A 22,140-nucleotide genomic window follows, 5' to 3' on the forward strand; every position below is an offset into this window, starting at 1 on the left:
CCGGAGGCGGAGACTCCCTAGGATGGTGGCATGGCACGGCCCAGGAAACTCGACCACGACGCGACGCTCGATGCCATTGTCGACGAATTCTGGGGCAGCAGCTACGCCGCGACGTCCACCGAAGACCTCTGTGCCCGCACCGGACTGTCCCGGAGCAGCCTCTACAACGCCTTCCCGAGCAAGCCGGCAAGCTATCGGCTGGCTCTGGCCCGCTATGGCGACGCCAAAGCGGCGCAGCGGCAGCACTATGCGCAGCTGCCGGGCACCGGCCGCGACGTGCTGCGGCATCTGATGTCCGAGGTCGTCGCGGAACAACAAGGCCAAAGCGATCGCCGGTCCTGCCTGGTAGTGAACGCCTGCGTGGAACTGGTCGCCGCGGACCCGGCCGAATCGGCCCGGGTGATCAGCACGGTGCTGGCTCTGGTTTAAGCCCCCGCAGCCGCCGCGCGGCCGCCGACGACTTGCCGGCCGGCCCGCCAGACCGCTCTGGTCAACGGCACCCCCGGCCGGTAGGCCAGGTGGGTCGCACTGGGTGCCGCCAACAGCTGCAGATCGGCCCGGTGCCCGACCGCGATCGAGCCGACCGCGCGGTGCCCGTCGAGGTCTTCACCCACATGCCGCCGCAAGGCCAATGCGCCGCCCCAAGTAGCCGCCCGGACCGCTTCATGCACGCTGAGCCCCATCTGGAGCACCGCCGTGGTCACGCAATACGGCATCGAGGTGGTGAACGAGGTGCCCGGATTGCAGTTCGCGGCGAGCGCCACCGGAACGCCGGCGTCCAACAACCTCCGGGCCGGCGCGAGCGGTTGCCGGGTGGACAAATCGCAGGCCGGCAAGCAGGTGGCCACGGTGCCCAACCCCGTTCCCGGGAGCTCTCCGGCCGGCGCACCCGCACCCCAGGTCCCAGCGAGCGCAGCGACGTCGCCGTCCTCGAGGTAATTGAGATGGTCCACGCTGGCCGCGCCGAACTCCACGGCGAGCCGCACCCCGGGCCCCGGCCCGAGCTGGTTGCCGTGCACCCGCAAGCCCAGGCCGGCCGCTTGGCATGCGGCCAGCACCCTGCGGGATTGCGCCTCGTCGAAGGCTCCGCGTTCGCAGAACACATCGGCCCAGGAGACCCAGGGCCGGACTGCCGCGAGCATCGGGCCGCAGACCAAGTCGGTGTACTCATCCGCGTCCCAACCCGCAGGTACCAGATGCGCACCCAGGAAGGTCACTTCATCGGCGACCCGGGCCGCAATCCGGGCGCTCCGCCGTTCGTGCTCGACGTCGAGCCCGTAACCGGTCTTCGACTCCAGATAGGTGGTGCCCTGGGAAACCGCTTCGACGACCCGTTGCCGGGCCAGGGATTCGAGCTGCGCATCGGAGCTCTCCCGGGTCGCCCCGACGGTGACCGCTATGCCGCCGGCGGCATAGCTCTGGCCTGACATCCGGGCTTCGAACTCCGCGGTCCGGTCTCCGCCGAACACCAGATGATTGTGCGAGTCGACCCAACCGGGCAGCACCGCCTGGCCGGCCGCATCGGTGACCGCATCGGCCGCGGGCGCCTGGGCCGCTGGTCCGATCCAACTGATCCGCTCGCCTTCCAGGACCAGTGCGGCGTCCCGGAGCACCCGGTGCTCCGGATCTTGGGTCATCAATTCGCCGATATTGGTGATCAGTTCACTGGTCTTAATTGGTTCACTGGGCATGGCATCTCCGGTCATCAGAGTACTTCGAGTTCCGCGAACGCTTCGGACAGCAATTTCGCCGGATCGCCGAGCTCGGCGTGCAGCCCGGCGGCCGCGATCTCCCGGCCGGAGACCTGCACGCTGAGCACGTCGGCAGCGGTCGCGGTCATCGGCAACTGGTCGCCGGCCGATCCGACGGTCCGCACCGAATCCAGGTCCAGTTCGACCCGGTCCCCGTACTCCGGCAGGCCCAGGCTGCGCAGACCGCCGTCGTGCGCGAACCCGAGCAATTGCTCCGGGCCGAATCGGCCGCGGATTCCGCTGCGCAGCCGCTCGCCGTATTCCAGCGAGCGCATTTCCAGCCAGGGATCGACGACGGCGTGCTGGTCGCTGCCCAGTGCCAGCTGCACCCCCGCAGCCAGGAGTTCGTGCGCCGGGCCGATCCCGTCGGCCAAATCGGCCTCCGTAGTCGGGCAGAAGACCGCAGTGGCCCGGGCCGCGCCGAGCAAGCCGATGTCCTCGGCACTCAGGTGGGTGGCATGCACCGCGGAGAGCCGGGAGCCGAGCAACCCCGAGTCGGCCAGCAATCCGGTGGGCGTCATTCCGGTAGCCGCCAGGCAATCGGCATTTTCCCTGGGTTGCTCGGACAGGTGGATGTGCAAGGCCAGTTCAGGATCCAATTCCGCGGCGATGATCCGCAGCTGCTCCGGCGGCACGGCACGCACCGAGTGGATCGCGGCGGCCACCTGGACCTGCTCCGGATCGAACTCCCCGGCCACCGCGGCGCGCAGCGCGGCGAGCCGCGCCAGCCAGCTTGCGGCATCGCCGTCGCTGAATCGCCGCTGGGTCGGATTGGCCGGGATCCGGCCGTCCCGGCGTTGCAGGTCGAAGCCGCCGTCGAGGTAGCAGGTGTCCAGCAGCACCAGCCGGATGCCGGCCTTCCGGGCGGCCCGGGCCAGCGCGAACTCCATCTCGTGCTGCGGATACCGCGAACCATCCGGCCGATGGTGCAGGTAGTGGAATTCGCCCACCGCGGTGTACCCGGCAACCACCATTTCCGCGTACACCGCGGTGGCCAGCTGCTCGTAGAGCTCCGGAGTCAGCCGATCGGCTGCGCCGTACATCTGGTCCCGCCAACTCCAGAAATTTCCGGATCCGGCATGCGTGCGGCCGCGCAGCACCCGGTGGAAAGCGTGCGAATGCGCGTTGACCGCGGCCGGGAAAACGGCCGTCACAGCAAGCCCTCCAGGACATCGGCCAGCGCCGTGGCGGCGTAATCTGCGTCGGCTTCCTCGACCTGTTCCTGCGGCGAATGCGAAATTCCAGTGGGGTTCCGGATGAAAAGCATCCCGGACGGTACCACCGAAGCCAGGATTCCGGCGTCATGCCCGGCACCGGTGTCCAGCACCGGGGCGCCCGGCAATAGCGCCTGCAACCGCCGCTGCAGACCCATGTCGAAACCGACCGTCGGGCTCAGCGACTCTTCGGCGAGGCTCACCGTGCAGCCTTCGTTGGCCGCCGCGATCTGGGCCTGGCCGTGGATCTTCTGCACGATCGCAGCAGTGACCGCGTCGTCCGGATGCCGGACGTCCAACCAGAGCTCCACCTTCGATGCGATCACATTCGTGCCACCGGGAATCGGCAGGATCCGGCCGACCGTGGCCCGGGCCCCGTCCCGGGCCGCAGCGGTCTTCTGCACAGCCAGGATGATCTGCGCCGCAGCCACCAGTGGATCGGCCCGGTCCGCCATCAGCGTGGTGCCGGCGTGGTTTCCCTGGCCGGAGATGCTGAATTTCCAACGTCCGTGGCCCAGGATCGCACCGCCCACGGCAACCGGGAAGCCGGTTCCGGCAGCTCCCCCACTGATCGGGTCCGCATCGATCAGGCCGCGGCCCTGTTCCACGTGGAGTTCGACGAACTGCCCGATCCGGGACAGCGCCTCCGGATCGGCGCCCAGGCCCCGGGGATCCACGCCGTTGCGGGCAGACAGTTCGGCATAGCTGTTGCCTTCCGCGTCCTTGAGATTGCGGGCCTTGTCCGCGTCGATCGCCCCGGTCAACAAGCGCGAGCCCAGACAAGCGATGCCGAACCTTGAGCCTTCTTCCTCGGGGAAAACCGTCACCGCAAGCGATCGGCGGCCCTGGCCGGCGGTCACGCCGCGGGCTTTGAGCACATCGACCGCGGCCAATGCGGCGGCCACGCCCAACGGCCCGTCGAAGGCTCCGCCGCCGGGGACCGAGTCGAGGTGGCTTCCGGTGACCAACGAATCCTGTGCCTCTGGCCCCCACCAGGCCCACAACACGCCATTGCGGTCGGTGCGGACCTCGAGCCCGCGCCGTTGCGCTTCGTCCCGGAACCAACTGCGCAGGTCCAGTTCGGCGGTCGAATAGACCGGGCGGCTGTAACCGCCCCGGGCCGCATCCCGGCCGACGTCGGAAATCGAGCCGAGCAACGAGCTGACCGTTGCCGGGCGCTCGGTGGAACTCATGGTGCGACTTTCCCCGGCTCGGCCGTTGCCGATGCCGCAGCGGCCATCGGGATCCGGACCCCGCGTTCGGCGGCGACCTCGCTGGCCCGGTCGTAGCCGGCGTCGACGTGCCGGATCACTCCCATACCGGGGTCATTGGTGAGCAGCCGCTCCAACTTCTGCGCCGCCAACTCGGTGCCGTCCGCAACGGACACCTGTCCGGCGTGGATCGAGCGGCCGATGCCCACCCCGCCACCGTGGTGGATGGACACCCAGGTGGCACCCGAAGACGTGTTCAGCAAGGCATTGAGCAGCGGCCAGTCCGCAATCGCGTCGGAACCGTCCGCCATGGCTTCGGTTTCCCGGTACGGCGAAGCCACCGAGCCGGAATCCAGGTGGTCCCGGCCGATCACGATCGGGGCGGAGACTTTGCCTTCGGCGACCAGCCGGTTGAAGAGCAGGCCGGCCTTCGCCCGGTCGCCGTAGCCCAACCAGCAGATCCGGGCCGGCAGGCCTTCGAATTCCACATGTTCGGCGGCCGCATCCAGCCAGCGGTGCAAGTGCTGGTTGTCCGGGAACAGTTCCTTCAGCGCGGCGTCGGTCACCGCGATGTCCGCCGGATCGCCGGAGAGCGCCACCCAGCGGAACGGGCCGAGCCCTTCGCAGAACAAGGGCCGGATGTAGGCGGGCACGAAACCCGGGAACTCGAAGGCGCGCTCGAAACCGCCCTTGCGCGCCTCGTCGCGGATCGAATTGCCGTAATCGAAGACTTCAGCCCCGGCATCCTGGAATCCGACCATCGCTTCGACCTGACGGGCCATCGACACCTGGGACTTCTTGGTGAAGCCGTCCGGATCACCGGTGGCTTCACGCTGCCATTCCTCGAGCGAAACCCCCTCCGGCAGGTAACTGAGCGGATCGTGCGCACTGGTCTGGTCGGTGACGATGTCGATGCTGATCTCGCCCGCCAGGTGCCGGGCCAACAAGTCCGGGAAGACCTCGGCGGCGTTCCCGACGTAGCCCACCGACAACGCCCGCTTTTCCGCCTTGGCGGCCAGCACTTTGGCCAGCGCCGCGTCCAGATCGGTTTCCACTTCGTCCAGATAGCGCTTGCCCACCCGGCGCCGCATCCGGCTCTCGTCGACGTCGATGATCAGGCAGGCGCCGCCGTTGAGCGTCACGGCGAGCGGCTGCGCACCGCCCATCCCGCCGCAGCCGCCGGTCAGGGTCAGCGTGCCGGCGAGCGTGGGCGCATCGATCCGCTGCTCGGCGAAGAGCTTCGCCGCGATCGCGGCGAAAGTCTCGAAGGTGCCCTGCAGAATGCCCTGGGTGCCAATGTAGATCCAGGACCCCGCGGTCATCTGCCCGTACATCATCAGCCCTTCGGCTTCGAGCTTGCGGAACTCCGGCCAGGTGGCCCAGTCGCCGACCAGATTGGAATTGGCCAACAGCACCCGCGGCGCCCACTCATTGGTCCGGAAGACGCCCACCGGCTTGCCGGACTGCACCAGCAGGGTTTCGTCCGACTCCAGCGTGGTGAGGCTCTGCACAATGGCATCGTAGGCTTCCCAGCTGCGTGCTGCCCGGCCGGTGCCGCCATAGACCACCAGGTCCTCCGGGCGTTCGGCCACCTCCGGATCCAAGTTGTTCATCAGCATCCGCAGGGGTGCTTCGGTTTGCCAGGACTTGGCGCTGAGGCCGCTCCCCCGGGCGGCGCGGATGCTGCGGCCGTCCTGGTACCGGCTCGGGTCGTGCTGGGTAAACGATGCCATCGGTGGACTCCTGTGTCGTGTTCTTGTGGCTGGTCGAAGGTTGGTGCCGCCCGGACGCCGCCGGTCAGCTCGAGGCGGCCGTTCCGGGCCGGAGATCCGCGGACGGCGGTGCGTGCAGCACCGATTTCGCCTCGGCCACCACCAGGGCACCGATCCGCTCGGCTTCAGCAGGACTCATCCGGTAGCTGGGTGCGACCACGCTCAAGGCGCCGACGGTGCGGCCGCCGACTGTGATCGGCGCCGCTACCGCAGTGACATCGGCCTCCACTCCGTCGTTGACCACGACGTATCCGGCCGGGCCGAGTTCGCCGCGCAGCACCGCTCCCGCGGCCGTGCCGTCCAGCGGGATGCTCCGGCCGACCCAGCTGGAATGCCGCACCGAGTGCGTGCCTTCGCGGACCGCGATGTAGATGCCGTGGTCGGAGCCTTGGTCCGACCTGACGTTGAGGTAGGTGGATTCTCCAGTGGCCGCCACCAGGCGGGTCATCGAGGCCTCGGCCAAGGAGACCAGGGACTCGTTGGCGAGCGCTTGCGCGCCGAGCTGGACCAGCCGCATCCCAGGCCGGTAGCCGTCGTCGTCCTTGCGGACGAAGCCTTCGGTTTCCATGGTGCGCAGCAAGCGCAGCGCGGTCGAAGCAGAAAGCCCGGTTTCCCTGGCCGATTCGGCCAAACTCAGACTCCCGGCATCGCAGACCGCGGCGAGCAGGTTCAATGCGCGCTCGACCGTGCGGGTGGACGGGTCCGCCACCTGGGCCTCCTTTTTCGTGGTGCAGAGCTCGGGGCTATTGCAATCTGCCGAGCAATGTATTTCACTTATTGAAACGCGTATTTCATTGATTGGCAAGATGCTGCTGATCAGACGTCAGAAAACGAGGAACAGATGAAGACCGAAGTGGAGATCGGCGTCGGAGCGCTCAGCCCGGACGACGTCGTGGCAGTCGCCCGGCACGGCGCGAAGGTCCAGTTGACTGAGGCCTCGCTGTCCGCAATCGCCGACTCCCGGGCGGTCATCGACGCCCTGGTCGACGACGAAATGCCGCATTACGGCGTGTCCACCGGTTTCGGCGCACTCGCCACGAAGCAGATCCCGGTCGAGCTGCGCAGCCAGCTGCAGCGTTCGCTGATCCGCTCGCATGCCGCCTCCTCGGGCGCCGAAGTGGACCGCGAAGTGGTCCGCGGTTTGATGCTCAACCGGATCTCCACCTTGGCCACCGGGCGGACCGGAGTCCGGCCCGGCACCGTGCAGGCCTATCTCAGCATGCTCAATGCCGGGATCACGCCGGTGGTGGGCGAATACGGCTCGCTGGGCTGCTCCGGCGATCTGGCGCCGCTTTCGCACTGCGCACTCGCGCTGATGGGCGAAGGCCAGGTGCGCAACCAGGACGGCGAGCTGCTGCCGGCCGCCGAAGCACTCGCCGCCGCCGGACTGGAACCGGTGGAACTGCGCGAAAAAGAAGGCTTGGCCCTGATCAACGGCACCGACGGGATGCTCGGCATGCTGATCCTGGCCGCGCACGATCTGCACCGGCTGCTGGCACTCGCCGACCTCGCCGCAGGGATGAGCGTCGAAGGGCTGCTGGGCACGGACTCGGTCTTCGCCGAGGACCTGCACGCGCTCCGGCCGCATCCGGGGCAACAGGTTTCCGCCGCGAACCTCCGGCGGATCCTGGCCGGCTCGGCGCTGATCGCAGAACACCGCTCGGAAGGCTCCTTCACCCGGGTGCAAGACGCCTATTCGCTGCGTTGCGCCCCGCAGGTCCACGGCGCCGCCCGGGCCACGTTGAGCCACGTCGAGTCGGTAGCCGGCTACGAACTCGCCTCTGCGGTGGACAATCCGGTGGTCACCCTCGACGGCCGGGTCGAATCCAACGGCAACTTCCACGGTGCCCCGGTGGGCTACGCCCTGGATTTCCTGGCCATCGCGGTGGCCGATGTCGCCTCGATGAGCGAACGCCGTACCGACCGATTCCTGGACACCTCGCGCAACCACGGCCTGAACGCCTTCCTCGCCGACGATCCCGGGGTCGATTCCGGGCACATGATCGCCCAATACACCCAGGCCGGAATCGTTTCCGAGCTCAAACGGTTGGCCGCCCCGGCCTCAGTGGACTCGATTCCCTCTTCGGCGATGCAGGAAGACCACGTCTCGATGGGTTGGGCCGCGGGCCTGAAACTCCGCCGGGCGCTCGACGGGCTGACCCGGGTGCTGGCGATCGAAATCCTCACCGCAGCCCGGGCCATGGACTTCCGGGATGGCGGCGTAGCGCAGTCCAAAGGCTCGGCCGCCACCACTGCGGCGCGCGCGCTGATCCGCGAGCAGGTGCCCGGCCCGGGCACCGATCGTTACCTGGCTCCGGAAATCGAGGCGGTGCGCCGGCTCGTGGACGATGGTTCGTTGCTCGATGCGGTGAACGCCGCACTCGCCGAGCCGCTGCTTTAGCCCGGATCGGCCCAGACGCCGATTCAGCCAGACGCCGGCTCAGCCCAGTTCCTGCAGCCAATGCCGCAGCAATGCGGTCTCACGCGGATGCAATGGAAGCTGCTCCGGCTGGGCGATTTCCAGTGCTGCGGCCAAATCCGCGGCTTCTTTCGCGATGACCGACCGCCACGGCTGAGCAGCATCGGCGGCTTCGGGATCAGCGGCTCTGGAGATGGCGCCGAGCAGCAAGTCCCGGACGCTTTCCGAAACCCGCAGGTCCGGAAGCTCGGTAGCCTCGGTGATCAGAGCCAAGGTGACGCCGATATTGGTGGAGAGGATCTGCGCCGCGGCGAGTTCCGCGTGCACCTTCAGCCGCCCCGCGGCAAAGGCTTCCTGGGTGCGCAGCAGGAGCAACCGCTCCACCTCGCGCGCGGCGCTCGGCCGCCCGCCCGGGTGCGTCCGGCCGTACATGAGCGCGTAGAGCTGCGGGTTCTGCAAGCCGAACTCCACGTGGTTGTCCCAGCCGCGGCGCAACACCTCGATCGGGTCCGCCAGTCGCGGCTGGTCCGATTTCGCGTTCAGATAGCTTTCGAAAGCGAAGCTCACCAGGGCGTCCATCAGCCCGTCCTTGCTGCCGAAATAGTGGTACAGCGTCGGCAGCTGCACGCCCGCGCGTTCGCAAATCGCGCGGATTGGGACGTCTTGGTTGGGCGAGCCGCTGACCAGCTCCGCCGCGGCGTCGAGCAACCGTTGTTTGGTCGGGCTTTCAGCATGCTGTTTCACGTTGATATATTAACTCATGTATCAGCGATACAGGACTATTCCTAACAGTTTCAGCAGACGAAGGGGATCGACATGACTGAACGAACTTTGACCGGAAAAACCGCAGTGGTCGCGGCTGGGGCGAAAAACCTCGGCGGGCTGATCAGCCGCCAATTGGCAGATCTGGGTGCCAATGTCGTGGTGCATTACCACTCGGCCGGCAGCGAAGCCGCCGCCCGGGAAACCCTCGCCGCGATCCAGCAGGCCGGCGCGGCAGGCCTCGTCGTGGACGGCGATTTGAGTAAACCGGCCGATGTCGAACAGCTTTTCAGTCAGGCCAAAACCGCCTTCGGCGGCATCGACATCGCGGTGAACACCGCGGGCATGGTGCTGCGCAAACCGATCGTGGAGATCAGCGAAGCCGAATACGACGCGATGTTCGACGTCAACGCCAAGGCGGCGTTCTTCTTCATCAAGGAGGCTGCCAAGCAGCTCAACGACGGCGGCCGGATCGTGACCATCGTGACCTCGTTGCTCGCGGCGTTCACCGACGGCTACTCGACCTATGCCGGGGCGAAGGCTCCGGTGGAGCATTTCACCCGCGCCGCGGCCAAGGAATTGGCCGGCCGGAAGATCTCGGTCAACAACATCGCCCCCGGCCCGATGGACACTCCGTTCTTTTACGGGCAGGAGACTCCGGAGCGGGTGGCTTTCCACAAATCGCAGGCCATGGGCGACGATTTGACCAAAATCGAGCAGATCGCGCCGATCGTGACCTTCCTGGCCACGGACGGCGGCTGGATCACCGGCCAAACCCTCTTCGCCAACGGCGGTTACACCACCCGGTGACCCGTTCGAATTCAGTTGCCTGGGCGGAGGATGCGGGCGTTACACTCAGGTGTGACGCTCGCATCCTTCTTCGCATTCCTGGGTCTGTGCACGCTTCTGGTGATCACGCCCGGGCCGGATTCCTTCCTAGTGCTCCGCTTTTCGCTCGCCCGGATCGGCTCTGGATTGGCGGCCGCCCTGGGCTGTTCGATCAGCACCCTGGTCTGGGCCTTGCTGGCCGGCGTCGGCCTGACCGCGCTGCTGGAGCAGTCCGCCGAAATCTACCGCGGAATCAAGCTGCTCGGTGCGGCCTATCTGATCTATCTGGGCGTTTCTTCTTTCCTGAAGTCCCGCAAAGCGGCAAAGCTGCCGGAACTCCCCGAGGCCCGCAAGGTCAGCCTCCGCTCCGGCTTCACCGCCGGCGCCCTCTCCACCATGCTGAACCCGAAGGTCGGCTTGTTCTACCTCGCGGTGGTGCCGCAGTTCCTGCCGCACGACGGCGCCGCGCTGCCGATCGCGTTGCTGCTCGGCGGGATCAACGGAGCGGTCGGCATGGCCTACTTGGCGATCCTGGCTTTCGCCGCGGCCAGGATGGTCGGATGGTTCAAAAAGCCCAAGGTCAGCCAGATGATTGAGCGCAGCACCAGCGGGATCCTCGCCGCCTTGGGCGTCGGCATCGCGGTCAGCACCGTCGCCGAGTCCTGACCCCGGGCGGCCCGGCCAGTCAGCGCTCGAAGTCGCCCTGCAGGATCCGCTGCACGATGCCGGCGAGCAGCGCGGTGCGTTCGGCGATCGCACCGACCAGCATGTATTCCTCGGTCGAGTGAGCCCCGCCGCCCACCGCACCCAGGCCGTCCAGGGTCGGCACTCCGATCCCGGCGGTGAAATTGCCGTCCGAAGCACCGCCCACCGCGGCGGACCCGGGCGGATCGATGGCCAGTCCCGCAGCGACTTCCTGGCTGAGCGCGTAGAGTCCCGCCGATGCCGCGGGTTCCAGCGGGGGCCGGTTGATTCCGCCGTCGAGCCGTAGCCGGATGCCGGGCAGGTTCGGCAGCAAAGCGCGCAGTGCGGCATCCACCCGTTCCAGCTCCGGAACCGTCCAGGCCCGCACATCCAGATCGAGCAAGGCCCGGGCCGGGACAGTATTGGTGGTGGTCCCGGAACGCAGAACCGTCGGCGTCACCGAGGTCCCCGCAACCGGATCCGCCAAGGCGCTCACGGCCAACACCTGATGTGCTGCTTCGACCGTGGCATTGACCCCCTTGTCCAGGTCCAACCCGGTATGCGAGGCCAGGCCCTGAATTTCCAGGCGGTAGATCGAAATGCCTTTTCTGGCGGTTTTGAGCGTTCCGCCATCGGCGGAAGCTTCGAGCACCAGAACCGCGTCCATGCCCTTGGCCAGCGCCTCGATCGGTCCGCGCGAGGTCCCGGAGCCGACCTCTTCGTCCCCGGTCACCAGGACCCGGACGCCGGCCAGCGATTGGCCGGCCTCGCGCAACAGCCGCAGCGCCCGGAAACCCTGCAGGATCCCGGCCTTCATATCGAAAGCCCCGGGACCCCGGATCACCCCGGCATCGTTGCTGAACAAGTCCTGCCGCCAGGCGCCTTGCTCCCACACCGTGTCGTAGTGGCACAGGATCAGCACGCCGCGCCCCTGCGGGTGCGCGCCGAAGTCGAACAGGATCCGGGGCACGCCTTCATCAATCTCGATCTGCGGTGAGATCCCCAGGTTGACCTCGCCCAGGGCGGAAATCAAACCGGCGCAACGTTCCAGCAAAAGGTGGTCCCGGCTCGGCGACTCGGCGTGCACCAGCACTTTGAGTTCGCCGATCAGCGATTCGACTGACCGAGCGGCCTGCGGTACGGAAATCAGCAGTTCTGCCAAGCCTGGCACCCCCATGAAAATGAACATTCCGGCATGTATTGCGCGCCCGGTCCCTTCCGGGATGAGGCACTAGGCCGGAATGCTATCAGCCCAAGCTGGTTCCGACAGCCTCCCGGCTGGCGATGAACGCCTGCACACAGGCTTCGACATCCGCCGCCGAATGCGATGCGGAAAGCTGCACCCGGATCCGCGCCGCGCCGCGTGGCACCACCGGGAAGCTGAAAGCGGTGACATAGACGCCGTGCGCCAGCATCGCGTCAGCGATCTGCGCCGCCAGCGCGGCGTCGCCGAACATCACCGGAATGATCGCGTGCTCGCCGTCGAGCAGTTCGAAGCCCTCCTCGGTCATCCGACGGCGGAACAATGCGGCGTTTTCGAAAAGCCGCTCGCGCAGTTGCGCCGAGTTCTGCACCAACTCCAACGCGGTCAGCGTGGCGGCGACGATGGCCGGCGCCAGCGAGTTCGAGAACAGGTACGGCCGGGCCTTCTGCCGCAGCATCGCCACGATTTCGCCGCGCCCGGAAACATAGCCGCCGGAGGCTCCGCCGAGCGCTTTGCCGAACGTCCCGGTGTAGATGTCCACCCGGTCCGAAACTCCGGCATGTTCCGGGGTTCCGGCTCCGCTGTCGCCCATGAAACCGACCGCATGCGAATCGTCGACCATCACCAAGGCGCCGTATTCGTCGGCCAAGTCGCAGATTTCGGCAAGCGGCGCCAGATAGCCGTCCATCGAGAACACGCCGTCGGTGACGATGATCGTGCGCCGGGCCCCGGTGCCGCCGTCCGGCCGGACTTGCTGGCCGGCCTCGATCAATTTCGCCTCCAGATCCGCCATGTCCTGGTTCGCATAACGGTAGCGGGCTGCCTTGGAAAGCCGGATGCCGTCGATGATCGAGGCGTGGTTGAGCGCGTCCGAAATGATCGCGTCCTCCGGTCCGAACAACGACTCGAAAACCCCGCCGTTGGCGTCGAAACACGAGGAGAACAAGATCGTGTCTTCAGTGCCCAAAAAGGCGGACATCCGCTGCTCGAGTTCCAAGTGCAAGTCCTGGGTGCCGCAGATGAAGCGGACGCTGGCCATGCCGAATCCGCGCTGATCCAGTGCCTGCTTCGCCGCCGCGATCAGGTCCGGGTGATCGGCCAGGCCCAAGTAGTTGTTGGCACAGAAGTTCAGCACGGATTTGATGCTGCCCGCGGCCGCGCTGCCGTCCAACGGACCGGCTTGGATGTGCGAACTCTGCGCCGAGGCGATTTTGCGCTCGGTCTTGAACAAGCCGGCCGCGCGAATCTCGTCGAGCTCGCCGGCCAACTGGTCTTTGATGCTTGAATACATGGGATTCTCCTAGAAAACTGTCCAGTCGAGCACAACTTTGCCACCGACGCCGGACTTGGCTTCGGCGAATCCGGCTTCCCACTCGGTCGCCGGCAGTACATCCGTGATGATCGAGGATATGCCCTCGCGCAGCACCGGGTTCGAGGCGAGCATCGCACTCATCGCGTACCAGGTCTCATACATTTCGCGCCCGTAGATGCCCTTGAGCGTGAGCATATGGGTCACGACCTTGGCCCAATCGATGTCGATCGGCGCAGCGGGCAGGCCCAGCATCGCGATCCGTCCGCCGTGGTTCATGTTCCCGATCATTTCCGGCAAGGCGGTCGGGTGGCCGGACATCTCCAGTCCGACGTCGAACCCCTCCCGCATGCCCAATGCAGCCTGGGCGTCTTTGACCCGCATGCTGGAGACATCGACGGCGAGGTCCACACCGAGTTTGCGGGCGAGTTCCAGACGCGGCAGGGAGACATCCGTGATCGCGATCTTCCGGGCTCCGGCATGCCGGGCGACGGCGATCGCCATCAGGCCGATCGGCCCGGCGCCGGTGATCAGCACATCCTCGCCGAGCACCGGGAAAGCCAAGGCGGTGTGCGTCGCATTGCCGAACGGGTCGAAGACCGCGCCGAGCTCCGGGGTGATCGATTCATCGTGGTGCACCCAGACATTGGTTTCCGGAATCACCACGTATTCGGCAAACGCACCGTCGCGCTGCACGCCGACGCTCTGCGTCCGGATGCACATCTGGCGCCGCCCCGCGCGGCAGTTCCGGCAAGTACCGCACACGATGTGGCCTTCGCCGGAGACCCGGTCGCCGACTTTGACGTCTTTGACTTCACCGCCGACCTCGACCACTTCGCCGTAGAATTCGTGCCCGGCGATCAACGGCGCGTTGATCGTGGACGCCGCCCAGGCGTCCCAGGCCAGAATGTGCAGATCGGTACCGCAAATACCGGTGGTCATCACCTTGATCTTCACATCGAACTCGCCGGTCTCCGGTTCCGGACGTTCCACGAGCTCGAATCCGGCCTGCGGGCCCGGCTTGAACAATGCTTTCATGCGAACTGCGCCTTCAATCTCTGCTACGCCTCATCGGCTGGTCTGCAATGACCTCTCGGATCCATTAGATGACCTGGATCCCATTAGCACAATCCCGGAAATGTGAAACTTCCCTTTAGCATTGGCTACATGGAAATCCATCAGTTGCAGCTGTTGCGTGAGCTCGGCGAGTTGGGCAGCGTCACCGCGGTGGCTGAGACCCTGAAAGTCACCCCGTCCGCGGTGTCCCAGCAGTTGGCGCAACTGCAACGGGGCATCGACGTCCCGCTGACCCGGAAAGAAGGCCGCACCCTGGTTTTGACCGAGGCCGGGAAGGTGCTCGCCGAAGCCGGCGGCAAGGTGATTCAAGCCATGGCCCAGGCCGAGGCCGCGATCGGCGAACATCTCGAGGATCCCCGCGGCACGGTCAGCGTCTGCGCCTTCCACAGTGCCGGCCAAACGCTCTTCGGCCCGTTGATCGAAAAACTCAAGGCCGGGCACGGTCCGTCGCTGGCGCTCGCCGACGAAGACGTCTCAGAACACGATTTCCCGGCGCTCACCGGGCGCTACGACTTGGTGCTGGCGCATCGGATGTCGCACAGCGGGCAATGGGATTCCAGCGGAGTCACCGCCACCACGCTGGCCGAGGAACCGTTCGACGTGGTGCTGCCGACCGGTCACCCCTTGGCCGGACGTGCTGCCTTGCGCCCGCAGGACCTGGCCGGCGAACGTTGGGCCACTTCACGTGCCGGCTACTCCCCCGCGGATGTGCTCAATGCGATTTCGATGGTCACCAGTGCGGAACCGCAGGTGGCGCACCGGGTGAACGACTACAGCACGGTGGCTTCGATCGTGGCCGGCGGCGGGGTCTTGGGACTGCTGCCCCGCTATTTGGCCACTGCGGCCCTGCCGCCCGGAGTCCTGCTCAAGCCGTTGGACGGCATCCGGACCAGGCGGAAAATCGATCTGCTGAGCCGTCCGGAGAACCTGGCCCGGCAATCGGTGCGCGCCGTCGCCGATGCGCTGCACGCCGTGGTCAGCGAATTGGTCGCCGCCCATTGACCTCTCCGAGTGGCCAGATCTGCAGGTCAATCCCGGCGTTCAACCTGCTGATCTGGCCACTCGAGGCTTGCCACCCAGTCCCGACGCCGGCGCTGCAAGTCTTCGACGATATCCGGCCGGGACGCCTGCACGTCGTGCTGCTCGCCCAGATCTTCGGCCAGGTTGTGCAGCCGGTATCCGCTGCCGGGATCGGCATGCTCGATCAGGCGGACCATCTTCGCGGCTTCGGAGTCCGGATCGGTCCAGGTGAGTTTCCAATCGCCGCAACGCACCGCCCAGGTCCAACCGCAGTCCCAATGAAATTCGCGCCCGGGCGGCAACGGCTCGGCCAAGTCGACGCCGTCGAGCACTCCGCTGCCCGGCACCCCCGCGGCCCGCAGCACCGTAGGCGCAATGTCCAGACTGCTGACGGTTCCGGATTCGGTCCGCCCGCCGCTGAACCCGCCGCCGGGCCAGCGCGCCAGGAACGGCACCCGGATCCCACCTTCGTACAAGGTGTACTTAGTGCCGCGCAACGGAGCGTTGTCCCCGTAGTTGCAGGTCGATCCGCCGTTGTCGGTCAGGTAGAACACCAAGGTGTCCTCGGCGATGCCCGCCTCGTCCAGCTGGTCCAGGATCAAGCCGATCTGCCGGTCCATGAGTTCGAGCTGCGCCAGGTAATAGGCCCGGCCGTTCGCCAAATTGGGATTGATCGCCTCTTCGTACCAATCGAGATAGCTGCCCGCGGTCTCGGACCAATCCGCCAGCGCAGGCAAGCCCCGGGCCGCCAATTCGTCGTCGGGAAGCTGCCAGCAGAAGTTGTGCACTGCATTGAATGCGAGCATCGCGAAGAACGGCTGCGCTTCCGGCTGCCCGTCCCCGGCGATGAATTCCCGGGTGCGCCGGCCGAGCTCCTCGGTCAGGAATCCTTCGAGTTCGCTTTCCTGGACGGCACCGCCGGCTCCCTCGAACATCGGCTGCACGGCCATCCGCCAGGACGCCTCGGGGCCGTAATCGGCGACTGCTTGCGCCGAATGCCGCAGATAATTGAGCCGGCCCATCTGCCCTGCGGCCAAGCCGTAGTAGACCTCTTGGAAACCATGCTGCTCCGGGCAGGCCCGGTCTCCCGGTTCCTCGTGGCCGTAATGCACCTTGCCGAAATAGCCGGTGCGGTAACCGTCCTCGACAAGCCGCTCGGGCAGCGTCTGGAAGGTTTCGGGCGCCATCGCGGAATCGTTGAACCAATGCCCGCCCCAGCGTTTCTGATGCACCCCGACGATGAGGCTGGACCGGGAGGGCGAACAGATCGGCGCGGTGACGTAGGCGTCCGAGTAGTCCACACCGTCGGCAGCCAAACGATCCAGCGCCGGAGTGCTGACATCGGGGCACAGCCCGGTCGCGGACCGGTCCCCATAGCCATGGTCGTCGGAGATGATCAGCAGGACATTGGGTTTCCGGGTGCCGGGCATGCGGGTGGACTCCTTGCGAAGGACGGCGTCGAAGTGCGGCGGAGTGTTGCTCCGATGCTACGTCACCCGACCCCGAATTTTGACACGCTGCGATTTTTTCATTGACATTTTGATCATGATCAGTCAGATTTACGCCAAGGCGTCTACCTATTCTGGAGATAACATGGCTTTCGCACTGCGCGCTACCAGCACCGCCGTCCTTTCCATGGGCCTGGCCGTCGGGCTGGTCGCCGGGCCGGCGATCGCGGCACCGGCGATCGCGGCACCGGCGGCCGCGGCTTCGGCCGTCGTCGGCGACCAGTACTTCGTCGACTGTTCCGCGGCCGCGTCCGGTAATGGCCGCAGCACGCAGTCTCCGTTCAACTCGCTGGACTCGGTCAATGCGCTGCTGCTCGCCCCCGGAGCCACCGTGTCGCTCAAACGGGGCAGCAGTTGCCGGGGCACTCTGGCCCCACAGGGTTCAGGAACCGCGGAGTCTCCGATTTCGATCGGCGCTTACGGCCCCGGCAGCGCCCGGCCGGTGATCGACGGCAATGGCGCCACCGACACCGTGCTGTTGAAGAACATCCAGGGCATCGAAATCCGGGACCTCGAAGTCACGAATGCGAAGCTGCCGGCCAGCAAGCGACGCGGGGTCTTCGTCAATCTGGAGAACTTCGGCACGGCCAACCACGTCGTGGTCCAAAACCTCTACGTGCATGACATCGCCGGCGACGACAGCAAGGACACCAACGGCAGCGGCGGGATCCTGGCCAGCGTGACCGGCACCGCCAAACCCAGCAATTTCGATGATTTGCGGATCCTCGGCAACACCGTGGACACAGTGGACCGCAGCGGCATCAGCGCGGTCGCCTCGGTCTGGGCGGAACGGGCCGCGGTCGGCAGCAGCACGATCAGCTATCCCTGGACGCCGAGCACCGGTGTGGTGATCAGCGGCAATACGGTCAAGAACACCGGTGGCGACGGCATCGTCGCGCAAACCGCGAAGAATGCGCTGATCGAGCGCAATACCGTGGCCGGCTTCCAGAAACGCTCGGCCGGCTACAACGCCGGGATCTGGCCCTGGAATTCCGATGGCACGGTGTTCCGGTACAACGAAGCCTCCGGTGGGCAGACCACCCGGGACGGCATGGCCTTCGACGTCGACCAGGGCACCGACGGGACGGTTTTCGAGTACAACTACAGCCACGACAATGCCGGCGGCTTTTTCCTGCTCTGCAACGCGACCGGCGTGGTGAAGAACGCAGTGATCCGTTACAACATCAGCCAGAACGACAGCTACCGCGGCTTCGAGAACTGTAGCGGCGGGATCGAAAGTGCCAGCATTTACAACAACACCATCTACATCGGCCCCGGGATCTCGCAGACCGTGATCAATGAGAACAACGGAAACGCCCGGAACGTCGTTTTCCGGAACAATCTGGTGCTCAAAGAGGGCAGCGGCAGCGCCAGCTTCAAGCTGGCCTCCGGAAGCAAATACGTGCTCGGCAACAACGCCGTGTTCAACGTCGCTTCCGTGCCGGCCAATCCGGGCGGCATCGGCGCGGATCCGCGGCTGATGGGCCGCGGCACCGGGAGTTCGATCCAGGCTCTGGACGGCTATCGGCTGCACGACAGTTCACCTGCGCTGGCTGCCGGGGCGGTGATTCCGGACAACGGCGGACAGGACGCCTTCGGCAATCCGGTGGCCGCGGATACCGCGCCCAATATCGGCGCCGACAATGGAGCCGGGGTGGCCGGCCCCGCTCCGGCCCCGGTGCTGGCCAACAGCGCGCCTTCCCTGGCCAACCCGGGCTTCGAAAGCGGCAGCCTGTCGCCCTGGGCCGCGAGCCGGGCCAGCATCAGCAGCGCGGCGCGCAGCGGGGCTTACGCGCTCAGCCTCAACGCCACCGCCTCGAAATTCGCCACGGCCGAACAAACTGTGAGCGGGATGACGCCCGGGATGAAATACCGGTTGACCGCCTGGATCGCCTCCGACGGCCAGCCGACCGTGTTGGGCATGAAGAACAACGGAAACCAGCAGAGTTCATCCTCCAGCAGCACCGGTTGGACCCAGGTCTCGGTCGATTTCACCGCGAACGGCAGCAGCGCCACGGCGTTCTGCTACCGGCCCACGGCAGGCACCGCCCGATGCGATGATTTCTCGATCAGTCCGCTCTGAGCTGCGCCTTTGTGGCGGCCGGGCGCTTCGCCCCGTTGCGCAGCACCACGGCGATTCCGACCACACAGAGCACTAGCCCGATCGTCTCGGCCGGGTTGGGCCAGGGTTTGCCGAACCAGAAGATCTCCGCTGCCCGGACCAGAAACGGCACGGCCAGCGAGACCGTGGCGGTGAAAACCGCGCCCTTGTCATGGATCAACCGGTGTTGGATCAGATATACCGGAACGTAGACTGCTACACCCAAAACCAGAAACCAGAGCCAATCCAGCGGCGCAATCGCGAAGAATCCGGCGAATGAGCCGGTCGCCGCCAGCAGCAAAAACAGCAGCACCGTGCCGAACAGGAAAATGCCCAGCAGCAAGTCCCCGGGATCGTACCCCCGGGAGATCCGGGCATAGTGCTGGCCGTAGAGCGCGATCGAACTCACTGCGATCACCGCGGCGGCAATACCGGCGAGCCGGACCGGGCCGTCAGCCGTAGTGGCATGGAACGAGCCCAACACATAGACGGCGGCGCCCACGACTGCCAACAGCACGGCCAATGCGGCAAGCCGGCCGGATCGCTGTTGGAAGAAAAGCACGCCGAAAACCAGAGACAGGCCAGGCGCCATCGCAATGACCAGATTGGTCACTGACGTCCCCACCACCGAGATCGCGAAGACCGAGCACAGCGCGTAGACCGCCACGCCGAGCACCCCCGAGACCAGCAACGGAGCCGGCTTGCGCACGATCAACTGGAGGGATCGCACGAGCGCACCCCGGCTGCGCAGCGCGATCAAAAGCAAACCCAAACAGCTGAACAGCGACCGCCCGGCCGCTACGGTCTGCGGATCGTTGCGTTCCAACAAAACCCCGGAGAGGACCCAGGTCGCGGCCAACAGCACCGCGAGCGCCGTGCACAGCAACCAGGTCCTGGCCGGGCTCACCGCCCCGCTGCCACATCCGGCACCGTTGCCGCGCGGACCGCACCCCCGGAGTCCGGCTGTCCGGCCTCGAAGTACTCGCGCAGTTCGGCCGGCAGCTCCGGAACGCGCCGGGCCCCGCCGTCGCTGCGCAAGGACTGCGCGGCGAGCACCCCTGCTGCGACGGCTTCCCGGGCTGCGACCGGGTTGGTCGCCGTCGGGCCTCCGGACACCGCGAAGCGCAGGAACTCGGCAATCAAGGACGGGTCCGCACCGCCGTGCCCCTCGTCGTCGCCGGCGATCACCAGGGTCTCATCGGGTTCGGGCAGGCTGTGCGTGTGCCGGCTGGTCCAGATCTTGATCAACTCCCCCGGGCCGTCGCCGTAGTTCTCAATCCGGCCCTCGGTACCGATCACCGTGTAATTCCGCCAATAGTCAGGCGTGAACATGCACTGCTGATAGGACGCCAGCACCCCGTTGTCCAGGACCATCTGCATCATCGAAAGGTCTTCGACGTCGATCACCGGATTCAGATCGGTCTGCGCTGCGGGCGGCCAGTTGCCCGCGGAGAACCAATCCCCCATCCGCCGGTCCGAGTTGTCCCGCCGGGAGGCCACGTCTCCGTACACGCTCAACGATCCGATCGCGGAGACCGAGCGGGTGTATCCACCGGCCAGCCAGTGGATCACATCGATGTCGTGCGCCCCTTTCTGCAACAGCAGGGAATTGACCTTGGCCCGTTCCGCATGCCAGTCCTTGAAGTAGTAATCCCCGCCGTTGCCCACGAAATGCCGGCACCAGACCGCTTTGACTTCGCCGATCCGGCCGGATTCGATGATCTCGCGCATTTGCCGCACCACCGGCATGTGCCGCATATTGTGTCCCACGTAGAGCCGGGTGCCGGTCCGGTAGGCGGTTTCCAGGATCCGGTCCGCCGCCTCCAGCGAGATGTCCAGCGGCTTTTCGCAAAAGGCCGGGATGCCGGCCTCCAAGAGCGGGATCACCACCTCGGCATGGGCGAAGTCCGGGACCAGCACCACGACGGCGTCCGGGCGCTCGGCGATCAGCTCCGTCAAATCCGCGGTGACCTTTGCCTCCGGAAGCTTGGCCGCCGCGTCCGCCCGGCCCCGTTCGCTCAGGTCGCAGACGATGCTCACCCGGGATCCGGCTGCCCCGTTCGAGGGCTGTTCCAAATAACGCCACAATCCGGCACGCAGGCCGAACCCCACGATCCCGACGCGCAAATCCAGCTCAGTCATAGTTTGTCCTTTCCTCTTCCCGCTGAGCGTTGACTTATGGCGGTCAATCAGGTTCCATAGCCGCCACAAGTCAACGCTCAGCGGGGTTTGTGCAAGTTTCAGGGAGCGCTTTCGCGCACGAAAATCTTCCAGGGAAAATCGATGACCCGAGCCGGCGAATCATCGCCTTGCGCCCGGCGCACCAAGAGCTCCGCCACCGCGTCGAAGAACCCTTCCGGGCCCACCGAAGTCAGGCTCGGCGCCATCCTTTCCCCTTCTTCGGTATTGCCGACGCCGACCACGTCCAAGTCCGTGCCGATCCGGAGGCCGAGCCGTTGCGCCGCATTCACCGCGCTCATCGCAGCGAAATCCGTCGTCGCATAGATTGCGCTCGGCCGGTCGGCCCGATCCAACAACCGCATCGCCGCGGCATAGGCGCTCGCCGGCGAGCGGTCGAAGGTGGCGATGAAGTTGTTGCGCAACGGGATCCCGGCCGCCGCCAATCCGTCCACATAGGGTTGGAATCTGGCCGGATCCGAGTTGTTCCGGGACCGTTCGGTGGTCAGGATCGCGATTTCGCGGTGTTTTCCGAGCAAATGCTGCATCGCCAGCACGCAGCCGGGGCCGGCCAACGAACGGATCACGTCGAAGCCGGCGGCCGGCAACTCTTCCTGGAAGACCACCAGCCGTTTGCCCTGTCCGGCGAACGCCTCGAGTTCCGGCTGCTTCCCGGGCGAAGCCGCATCGATGAACACCGCATCGGCGTCGTGGCCCCGGAGCACGCTGGCCCAATCGGCGTCGGCCAGAATCATCGGCGTGATGCCCAGCGGCATCGCACGGCGTTGCACCGCTTCGATCACACCCAGTGCCCAGGGATCCGAAAGCATGGTCAGCGAGAGCAGGATGGTTTCGGTCCGTCCGGTCCGGATCTTGCGGGCGGCCCGGTCCGGGCTGTAGCCCAAGCGCCCGGCGACCTCCCGGATCCGTTCCGCCGTGGCCTTCGCCACCCCGCCGTTTCCGTCCGGCGAACCGGATCGGCCGGAGAGCACATAGGAAACCGACGCCGTCGAAACCCCAGCCTGCTCGGCGACCTGCTTGATGGTCACTCTGCCCACTGGCCTGCTCTCCCATTCCGTCCGCTGGACACTGCCCCCGACTG

At 66.4% G+C, this 22,140-nt stretch carries 19 protein-coding genes; 6 read left to right on the forward strand and 13 right to left on the reverse strand.

Annotated elements, in window-relative coordinates; all coding sequences use genetic code 11:
- The first annotated feature begins 30 nt into the window (after positions 1-30).
- Complete coding sequence (locus JOE69_RS04405; RefSeq protein WP_309796402.1) at positions 31-429, forward strand: TetR/AcrR family transcriptional regulator; 399 nt, start codon at positions 31-33, stop codon at positions 427-429.
- On the opposite strand, the gene JOE69_RS04410 is transcribed toward JOE69_RS04405, so the two are convergent.
- The 5 genes from JOE69_RS04410 to JOE69_RS04430 form a co-directional block, all read right to left on the reverse strand.
- Complete coding sequence (locus JOE69_RS04410; protein WP_309796404.1) at positions 426-1,691, reverse strand: amidohydrolase family protein; 1,266 nt, start codon at positions 1,689-1,691, stop codon at positions 426-428. The genes JOE69_RS04405 and JOE69_RS04410 overlap by 4 nt on opposite strands.
- Before the next feature lie 14 nt (positions 1,692-1,705).
- Complete coding sequence (locus JOE69_RS04415) at positions 1,706-2,905, reverse strand: formimidoylglutamate deiminase (protein WP_309796406.1); 1,200 nt, start codon at positions 2,903-2,905, stop codon at positions 1,706-1,708.
- On the reverse strand, positions 2,902-4,158 hold the full coding sequence (locus JOE69_RS04420) for an allantoate amidohydrolase (RefSeq protein WP_309796408.1): 1,257 nt from the start codon (positions 4,156-4,158) through the stop codon (positions 2,902-2,904). Before JOE69_RS04420 ends, JOE69_RS04415 begins: the two co-directional genes overlap by 4 nt.
- Positions 4,155-5,909, reverse strand: a complete 1,755-nt coding sequence (gene hutU, locus JOE69_RS04425) for a urocanate hydratase (protein WP_309796410.1) — start codon at positions 5,907-5,909, stop codon at positions 4,155-4,157. The genes JOE69_RS04420 and hutU overlap by 4 nt, the downstream gene beginning before the upstream one ends.
- Positions 5,910-5,973: 64 nt before the next feature.
- Complete coding sequence (locus JOE69_RS04430) at positions 5,974-6,657, reverse strand: IclR family transcriptional regulator (protein WP_309796412.1); 684 nt, start codon at positions 6,655-6,657, stop codon at positions 5,974-5,976.
- A gap of 132 nt (positions 6,658-6,789) precedes the next feature.
- Here JOE69_RS04430 and hutH point away from each other — a divergent pair, with 132 nt between their 5' ends.
- Positions 6,790-8,349: a histidine ammonia-lyase gene (gene hutH / locus JOE69_RS04435; RefSeq protein ID WP_309796414.1), complete on the forward strand. Its 1,560-nt coding sequence runs from the start codon at positions 6,790-6,792 to the stop codon at positions 8,347-8,349.
- Between the two features lie 39 nt (positions 8,350-8,388).
- On the opposite strand, the gene JOE69_RS04440 is transcribed toward hutH, so the two are convergent.
- On the reverse strand, positions 8,389-9,111 hold the full coding sequence (locus tag JOE69_RS04440; protein ID WP_309796415.1) for a TetR/AcrR family transcriptional regulator: 723 nt from the start codon (positions 9,109-9,111) through the stop codon (positions 8,389-8,391).
- A 72-nt stretch (positions 9,112-9,183) separates the two neighbouring features.
- On the opposite strand from JOE69_RS04440, the gene JOE69_RS04445 reads away from it, so the two are divergent.
- The gene (locus JOE69_RS04445) at positions 9,184-9,939 is read left to right on the forward strand and encodes an SDR family oxidoreductase (RefSeq protein WP_296365086.1); all 756 of its coding nucleotides are present in this window, start codon (positions 9,184-9,186) and stop codon (positions 9,937-9,939) included.
- 51 nt (positions 9,940-9,990) lie between these two features.
- Positions 9,991-10,623 (forward strand): LysE family translocator, encoded by a 633-nt coding sequence (locus JOE69_RS04450; RefSeq protein WP_309796416.1) that lies wholly within the window; start codon positions 9,991-9,993, stop codon positions 10,621-10,623.
- 19 nt (positions 10,624-10,642) lie between these two features.
- Here the strand turns inward: JOE69_RS04450 and JOE69_RS04455 are convergent, their stop codons facing one another.
- From JOE69_RS04455 to tdh, 3 genes are read right to left on the reverse strand one after another with little or no spacing between them, the layout of a single operon-like run.
- A complete protein-coding gene (locus JOE69_RS04455) occupies positions 10,643-11,830 on the reverse strand; it encodes a M20/M25/M40 family metallo-hydrolase (RefSeq protein ID WP_309796418.1) in 1,188 nt (395 codons plus the stop codon).
- A 58-nt stretch (positions 11,831-11,888) separates the two neighbouring features.
- The gene (locus tag JOE69_RS04460) at positions 11,889-13,136 is read right to left on the reverse strand and encodes a glycine C-acetyltransferase (protein WP_309796420.1); all 1,248 of its coding nucleotides are present in this window, start codon (positions 13,134-13,136) and stop codon (positions 11,889-11,891) included.
- Between the two features lie 9 nt (positions 13,137-13,145).
- Positions 13,146-14,192: an L-threonine 3-dehydrogenase gene (gene tdh / locus JOE69_RS04465; RefSeq protein ID WP_296365094.1), complete on the reverse strand. Its 1,047-nt coding sequence runs from the start codon at positions 14,190-14,192 to the stop codon at positions 13,146-13,148.
- 129 nt (positions 14,193-14,321) lie between these two features.
- Between tdh and JOE69_RS04470 the strand changes: the two genes are divergently transcribed.
- On the forward strand, positions 14,322-15,233 hold the full coding sequence (locus tag JOE69_RS04470; protein WP_309796422.1) for a LysR family transcriptional regulator: 912 nt from the start codon (positions 14,322-14,324) through the stop codon (positions 15,231-15,233).
- A gap of 26 nt (positions 15,234-15,259) precedes the next feature.
- Here JOE69_RS04470 and JOE69_RS04475 read toward each other — a convergent pair whose 3' ends face one another.
- Positions 15,260-16,681 (reverse strand): sulfatase family protein, encoded by a 1,422-nt coding sequence (locus tag JOE69_RS04475; protein ID WP_309796425.1) that lies wholly within the window; start codon positions 16,679-16,681, stop codon positions 15,260-15,262.
- Between the two features lie 163 nt (positions 16,682-16,844).
- On the opposite strand from JOE69_RS04475, the gene JOE69_RS04480 reads away from it, so the two are divergent.
- Complete coding sequence (locus tag JOE69_RS04480) at positions 16,845-18,842, forward strand: right-handed parallel beta-helix repeat-containing protein (protein WP_309796427.1); 1,998 nt, start codon at positions 16,845-16,847, stop codon at positions 18,840-18,842.
- Here JOE69_RS04480 and JOE69_RS04485 read toward each other — a convergent pair.
- The 3 genes from JOE69_RS04485 to JOE69_RS04495 form a co-directional block, all read right to left on the reverse strand.
- Positions 18,829-19,767 carry a DMT family transporter gene (locus JOE69_RS04485; RefSeq protein WP_309796429.1) on the reverse strand — a complete coding sequence of 313 codons (939 nt, stop codon included), beginning with the start codon at positions 19,765-19,767 and terminating at the stop codon, positions 18,829-18,831. The two genes, JOE69_RS04480 and JOE69_RS04485, sit on opposite strands and share 14 nt — an antisense overlap.
- On the reverse strand, positions 19,764-21,002 hold the full coding sequence (locus JOE69_RS04490; RefSeq protein WP_309796431.1) for a Gfo/Idh/MocA family protein: 1,239 nt from the start codon (positions 21,000-21,002) through the stop codon (positions 19,764-19,766). The genes JOE69_RS04485 and JOE69_RS04490 overlap by 4 nt, the downstream gene beginning before the upstream one ends.
- A gap of 98 nt (positions 21,003-21,100) precedes the next feature.
- Positions 21,101-22,087 carry a LacI family DNA-binding transcriptional regulator gene (locus tag JOE69_RS04495; RefSeq protein WP_309796433.1) on the reverse strand — a complete coding sequence of 329 codons (987 nt, stop codon included), beginning with the start codon at positions 22,085-22,087 and terminating at the stop codon, positions 21,101-21,103.
- Positions 22,088-22,140: the final 53 nt, after the last annotated feature.

The sequence above is a fragment of the Arthrobacter russicus genome, from assembly GCF_031454135.1.
Lineage (GTDB): Bacteria > Actinomycetota > Actinomycetes > Actinomycetales > Micrococcaceae > Renibacterium > Renibacterium russicum.

Coding starts and splice junctions, on each gene's coding strand:
- hutH (WP_309796414.1), top strand. CDS start 6,790: ATGAAGACCGAAGTGGAGATCGGCGTCGGAGCGCTCAGCCCGGACGAC.
- JOE69_RS04460 (WP_309796420.1), bottom strand. CDS start 13,136: ATGTATTCAAGCATCAAAGACCAGTTGGCCGGCGAGCTCGACGAGATT.
- hutU (WP_309796410.1), bottom strand. CDS start 5,909: ATGGCATCGTTTACCCAGCACGACCCGAGCCGGTACCAGGACGGCCGC.
- JOE69_RS04420 (WP_309796408.1), bottom strand. CDS start 4,158: ATGAGTTCCACCGAGCGCCCGGCAACGGTCAGCTCGTTGCTCGGCTCG.
- tdh (WP_296365094.1), bottom strand. CDS start 14,192: ATGAAAGCATTGTTCAAGCCGGGCCCGCAGGCCGGATTCGAGCTCGTG.
- JOE69_RS04455 (WP_309796418.1), bottom strand. CDS start 11,830: ATGTTCATTTTCATGGGGGTGCCAGGCTTGGCAGAACTGCTGATTTCC.
- JOE69_RS04445 (WP_296365086.1), top strand. CDS start 9,184: ATGACTGAACGAACTTTGACCGGAAAAACCGCAGTGGTCGCGGCTGGG.
- JOE69_RS04490 (WP_309796431.1), bottom strand. CDS start 21,002: ATGACTGAGCTGGATTTGCGCGTCGGGATCGTGGGGTTCGGCCTGCGT.
- JOE69_RS04480 (WP_309796427.1), top strand. CDS start 16,845: ATGGCTTTCGCACTGCGCGCTACCAGCACCGCCGTCCTTTCCATGGGC.
- JOE69_RS04475 (WP_309796425.1), bottom strand. CDS start 16,681: ATGCCCGGCACCCGGAAACCCAATGTCCTGCTGATCATCTCCGACGAC.
- JOE69_RS04470 (WP_309796422.1), top strand. CDS start 14,322: ATGGAAATCCATCAGTTGCAGCTGTTGCGTGAGCTCGGCGAGTTGGGC.
- JOE69_RS04405 (WP_309796402.1), top strand. CDS start 31: ATGGCACGGCCCAGGAAACTCGACCACGACGCGACGCTCGATGCCATT.
- JOE69_RS04410 (WP_309796404.1), bottom strand. CDS start 1,691: ATGCCCAGTGAACCAATTAAGACCAGTGAACTGATCACCAATATCGGC.